Below are 5,548 nucleotides of genomic sequence, written 5' to 3'. Positions count from 1 at the left end.
TGTGGGCGAAGGCTTGCGCGGGGCGGGCTGGCGATTACGGTCGGGGGGTCGGAGGGAGCCCGTCATGTCGATCGATCCGCCCCCCTTTCCCGGCCAGCCGCCGGGCTACGGGCCGCACTACGGCTGGAGTCCGGGCCCGCCCGCCGCCCCGCCCAAACCGGCGCCCCGAAAGCACTGGTACGCGGTGGGTGCCGGGCTCCTCGCGGTCGGGATCATCCTCGGCGCCACGGTGTTCGGGGTGGGGCTGGTCACCATCTTGAGCAAGCGACCCGCGGCCGAGCACACCTTCGGCAGCGGCGGGTCGACGACCGTGCACATCGACGCCGGCGCGACGAAGGTCATCTACGTCGACAACGACGAGGGGTCCGGGCGGCATCGCGTGCACTGCGACGTCGACGGCGGTTCGACCCAGCGTCCTCGCCTGCAGCGCTACGACGGCAACATGACGCTCAATCACTGGGACGCGTTCTTCACGATCGACGCCGTCGACTCGGGTGACTACACGATCGCGTGCACGGGAGCGCCCGCGGACACCTTCGGCGTGGGGGACAAGCCCAGCACCGCCGCGTTCGTCGCCACGATCCTCGGCGGGCTGGCGGGAGTGGGGATCGCGGTGGCGGGCATCGTCACCCTCGTCGTCACCGCGGTGCTGCGGCACCGCCGCGCGACGACGCCGTGGTACCCCGGCTTCACAACACCCGGGTGACCTTCTCCGTCTCGATGCGGCGCGGCAGCGCGGCCGGATCGGGATTGGCCACCTGCACCAGCGAGCCGCCGACCGAAAGGATCGCCAGCAGCCCGTCGACCAGCTCGGCCGGTCCCGGCCACGACGCGGTGGACAACACCCGATCCCGCGACGTCAAAGCCCTTGTCGCAACGGCTCTTTCGCACTCCGCCCGGACCTGCTCGACAGTGCGGCCGGCCAGCGCCGTGCCGGGCCGGGCCTCCGGAACGATCTGGTCGCCGTGCACCCGCACCGCGGTGGCGTAGTCCGTCACCCCGATCGGCAGGCCGTCGGCGGGGCGGCCGAACGGGTCCAGCGACAGCACCGCCACCTCGCCACCGGGTGCCGCCGCGTCAGCCTCGTCGAGCCGCTCAGCGGTGCACAGCGCCAGGTCGGCCGGGCCGTCGAGCACCGCCTCCGCGCCGATCCACCACACGCCGAACAGCACCGCGGCCGTCTGCCAGTGTGCCGGCAGCAGGATGGCGACCCGGCTGGCCGGGCCGGCGCCCAGCTCGTCGCGCAGCAAATTGCCCGTCTTGGCGGCCCAGTTGGCCAGGGTCACCGCCGACAGTTCGATGCGCTCACCCGTGGCGTCGTCGTAGTAGGTAATGCGCGGTCCGACCGGGTCGGCCCGCAGCAGCGGATCGAGGATCGCCCCGGACAGCGTCGCCGGCGCGCTCAGTTGATGCACTCCGGCTTGTCGGAACCAGCGGTCAGGATCGGCGACGGCGCCGGCACGTTCGGGTCGGCGGCCGGTCCGGTGTTCGACGCCTTGGCGGCCAGCACCGGCCCGCCCGACGAGCCGCCGGAGAGCCCCGAGCCGGGGCCGCTGTAGTCGTTGGCCAAGACCACCCGCACCGACCCGGGCGCCAGCGACGTGTCCGGGACGACGGGCAACCCGCCCAGCTCCTTGGACACCTGCTGGGCGCCCAGATCGTCACTCTTGGCGGCGCGCACCTGGCTGGTCTTGACGTGTGTGCCGTCGCTGTTGCCCACCGTGCCCGCGCCAAAACCCTTGGCGCTCAACACATCCGACACCGCGGCCGCCAGGCCGTTGATATCGGTGTCGTTGACGACGCTGGCGGTGGTCTTCGCCGGGGTGTAGGCGATCTCCTCGGTCTTGCCCTGCTCCTGGTTGTGCAGCAGGCTGCCGACCCAGTCGGCGACCTGATGCGGGTCCACCCGCACCACGCTCTGCATGCCGTCATCGCTCCAGCCGGCGCCGTCGAGCACCGGGATGGTGGCGAACGCGACGTTGCCGCCGGCCAGCTTCTGCATCTGCTGCACGAAATCCATGACGTCCCAGCCGGCGGAGATGACCACCGAGCGCTGCACGGCCGCCTCGAGCCGCTTGACGGTGGCGGGGCTGGACAGCGTCTGGCCGGAGATGACGCGGTGGGCCAGCGACGCCATTACCACCTGCTGGCGCACCACCCGGTCGAGGTCGCCGCGGGGCAGCTCGTGGCGTTGGCGCACGAAGCTCAACGCCTCCGGGCCGCTGAGTCGCTGCGGGCCCGCCGGGAAGTCCGCGCCCGAAAGCGGTTCGAACACCGGCTCTTTGAGGCACACGTCGACGCCGCCCAGCGCGTCGGTGATCAGCGAGAAGCCCAGCAGGCCGATCTCGGCGTAGTGGTCGACGGTGACGCCGGTCAGGTCGGCGACGGTCTTGATCAGCGCGTCGCGGCCGGCCTCGGTGCCCTGCGCGGCGGCGTCGGCGGCGGAGTCGCCGGCGCGCACCAGGCTGGCGCGCTTGGACTCGCGGGTCTGGCCGTAGACGCCGTTGATCTTGGTCTTGCCCAGGCCGGGCGCCGCGACGTAGGAGTCGCGCGGGATCGAGATGGCCGTCGCCGACTTTCCGTTGTTCGGGATGCGGATCAGGATGATCGTGTCGGTGTTGGTGGCTTCCTCGTCGCCCGCCTTGAGGGTGTCCAGTTCCTCCTGGGACAGCGGGTTGCCGTGCGCGTCGGTGCGGCTGTCGAGGCCCACCAGCAGGATGTCGATGGCGCCGTCGTCGCCGCCCTTGCCCAGTGAGGGCGCCGACATGTGGAAGATGCCGTTCTCGAAGGAGCGGACATTGGTCCATGCGATCCCGGTGCCGACGACGACCAGCAGCGTCAGCGCGGTGGCAATCACACGAATCACACGATGCACAGGCATCCCATTAGGCTACTTGCGACACACGCGCTTCACGGGTAACGAGCCCCGCGTGCCCAGGGATCGCCCCAACTTTTCGGGGCATGCCAGACTGAAAACCATGTCGGGCAGGATCGTGATCACGGGTGCCGGCGGCCAGTTGGGCGGTTTTCTGGCGTCGCTGACGGCGCGTCAGGGCCGCGACGCGGTCGCCTTCACCTCGTCGCAATGGGACATCACCGACCCCGGCGCCGCCGAGCGCATCGTGCAGCGCGGCGACGTGGTGATCAACTGCGCGGCCTACACCAACGTCGACGGCGCCGAAAGTGACCAGGCGCGGGCGCACGCGGTCAACGCCACCGGCCCCGAACACATCGCCCGCGCCTGTGCGCGTGCCGGCGCCCGGCTGCTCCACGTCTCCACCGACTACGTGTTCGGTGGCAACGCGCCGGCCGAGCCGCGCCCGTACGAGCCCAGCGACCCGACCGCACCGCAGGGCGTCTACGCGGTGACCAAGCTGGCGGGGGAGCGGGCCGTGCTGGCGGCGCTGCCGGACGCGGTCGTCGTCCGCACCGCCTGGGTCTACACCGGCGGCACCGGCAAGGACTTCGTCGCGGTCATGCGCCGGCTGGCCGCCGGTGACGGCCCGGTGAACGTGGTCGACGACCAGACCGGGTCGCCGACCTACGTCGCCGACCTGGCCGACGCGCTGCTGCAGATCGCCGACGACGGGGTGCCCGGACCGGTCCTGCACGCCGCCAACGAGGGCGCGGTGTCGCGCTACGAGCAGACCCGCGCCATCTTCGAGGAGTGCGGCGCCGACCCGTCCCGGGTGCATCCGGTGAGCACCGACGAGTTCCCGCGCCCGGCGCCCCGCCCGACCTACTCCGCGCTGTCCGGCCGCGAGTCCGCGGCGGCGGGGCTGCGCCCGCTCAGGCCCTGGCGGGCCGCGCTGGTCGCGGCCCTGAACGCCGCCCTGGACGGCGCCGTCGCCGCGGATCGACCGTTACCCTCGACGCGTGACTGACGTCCTGCCGGTCGTGACGGTGACCTATTCGCCGGGCCCGCACCTCGAACGTTTCCTGGCCTCGCTGTCGCTGGCGACCGAGCGTCAGGTGTGCGTGCTGCTCGCCGACAACGGCTCCACCGACGGAACGCCCGAGGCCGCCGTCGAGCGCTACCCCAACGTCCGGCTGTTCCATACCGGCGCCAACCTCGGTTACGGCACCGCGGTCAACCGCGCGGTCGCCGAGCTGTCGGAGAGCGAGGGCGCGGGCCAGGACTGGGTCATCATCGCCAACCCGGACGTGCAGTGGGGCCCGGGCAGCATCGACGCGCTGCTGGACGCGGCCGGCCGCTGGCCGCGGGCCGGCGCGCTGGGCCCGCTGATCCGGGACCCCGACGGATCGGTCTACCCGTCGGCCCGCCACCTGCCCAGCCTGGTCCGCGGCGGCATGCACGCGGTCGTCGGGCCGTTCTGGAAGCGCAACCCGTGGTCGGCGGCCTACCGCCAGGAGCGGCTGGAGCCCAGCGAGCGGGTCGTCGGCTGGCTGTCCGGGTCCTGCCTGCTGGTGCGCCGGACCGCGTTCGGGCAGGTGGGCGGCTTCGACGAGCGCTACTTCATGTACATGGAGGATGTCGATCTCGGTGACCGCCTGGGGCAGGCCGGCTGGCTGAGCGTCTACGTGCCGTCGTCCGAGGTGCTGCACCACAAGGGCCACTCCACCGGCGACGACCCGGCCAGCCACCTCGCGGCCCACCACCGGAGCACGTATATGTTTCTCGCCGACCGGCATTCCGGTTGGTGGCGCGCCCCGCTGCGCTGGACGCTGCGGGCCTCCTTGGCGGCGCGCTCCCGGCTGATGGTGCGCAGCGCGCTGCGCACCTCCCGACGCGGAAAGGCGACGCTGAGTTGACGAACCCGTTGACGGTCGACGCGGTGGTGCTGGTCGGTGGCAAGGGCACCCGGTTGCGGCCGCTGACCCTCTCGGCGCCCAAGCCGATGCTGCCCACCGCCGGGCTGCCGTTCCTCAACCACCTGCTGTCGCGGATCGCCGCGGCCGGCATCGAGCACGTCATCCTCAGCACGTCGTATCAGGCCGCAGTGTTCGAGGCCGAGTTCGGCGACGGCTCCAAGCTGGGCCTGCAAATCGACTACGTCACCGAGGAACGGCCGCTGGGCACCGGCGGCGGCATCGCCAACGTGGCCGGCCACCTGCGCCACGACACCGCGATGGTGTTCAACGGCGACGTGCTCTCCGGCGCGGACCTGCGCCAGATGCTGGAATTCCACACCGAGCAGCGCTCCGACGTCACCCTGCACCTGGTCCGGGTCGGCGATCCCCGCGCGTTCGGCTGCGTGACGACCGACGACGACGGCCGGGTCACCGCCTTCGTGGAGAAGACGCAAGATCCGCCGACCGACCAGATCAACGCCGGCACCTATATCTTCGGCCGCGACATCATCGAACGGATCCCGACGGGCCGCGAGGTCTCCGTCGAGCGCGAGGTGTTCCCCAACTTGCTCGCCGACGCCGGCGTGAAGGTGTGCGGTTACGTCGACGCCACCTACTGGCGCGACATGGGGACGCCGGAGGACTTCGTGCGCGGGTCGGCGGACCTGGTGCGCGGGATCGCGCCGTCACCGGCCCTGCGGGGCCACCGCGGCGAACAGTGGGTGCACGACGGCGC

General features: G+C 71.9%; 6 protein-coding genes. 4 read left to right on the top strand and 2 right to left on the bottom strand.

What is annotated here, in order from left to right:
• The first annotated feature begins 64 nt into the window (after positions 1-64).
• Positions 65-706 (top strand): hypothetical protein, encoded by a 642-nt coding sequence (locus tag A5714_RS13310; protein WP_068285789.1) that lies wholly within the window; start codon positions 65-67, stop codon positions 704-706.
• Here A5714_RS13310 and A5714_RS13305 read toward each other — a convergent pair.
• Both A5714_RS13305 and A5714_RS13300 read right to left on the bottom strand, forming a co-directional pair.
• On the bottom strand, positions 690-1,415 hold the full coding sequence (locus A5714_RS13305) for a TIGR03089 family protein (RefSeq protein WP_197513681.1): 726 nt from the start codon (positions 1,413-1,415) through the stop codon (positions 690-692). The two genes, A5714_RS13310 and A5714_RS13305, sit on opposite strands and share 17 nt — an antisense overlap.
• Positions 1,403-2,881: an LCP family protein gene (locus A5714_RS13300; RefSeq protein ID WP_068072770.1), complete on the bottom strand. Its 1,479-nt coding sequence runs from the start codon at positions 2,879-2,881 to the stop codon at positions 1,403-1,405. Before A5714_RS13300 ends, A5714_RS13305 begins: the two co-directional genes overlap by 13 nt.
• 97 nt (positions 2,882-2,978) lie before the next feature.
• Between A5714_RS13300 and rfbD the strand changes: the two genes are divergently transcribed.
• From rfbD to A5714_RS13285, 3 genes are all read left to right on the top strand, one after another.
• Entirely contained in the window at positions 2,979-3,884 is a 906-nt protein-coding gene (gene rfbD, locus A5714_RS13295) for a dTDP-4-dehydrorhamnose reductase (protein ID WP_068285788.1), read from the top strand.
• Positions 3,877-4,773: a glycosyltransferase family 2 protein gene (locus A5714_RS13290; RefSeq protein WP_068285786.1), complete on the top strand. Its 897-nt coding sequence runs from the start codon at positions 3,877-3,879 to the stop codon at positions 4,771-4,773. The genes rfbD and A5714_RS13290 overlap by 8 nt, the downstream gene beginning before the upstream one ends.
• An 8-nt stretch (positions 4,774-4,781) precedes the next feature.
• The coding region (locus tag A5714_RS13285; protein ID WP_156747304.1) for an NDP-sugar synthase at positions 4,782-5,548 on the top strand (767 nt) is incomplete at its 3' end.

This window comes from Mycobacterium sp. E2462 (genome assembly GCF_001672685.1).
Classification (GTDB): Bacteria; Actinomycetota; Actinomycetes; order Mycobacteriales; family Mycobacteriaceae; genus Mycobacterium.
This window is presented reverse-complemented; position numbering and strand designations above follow the sequence as displayed.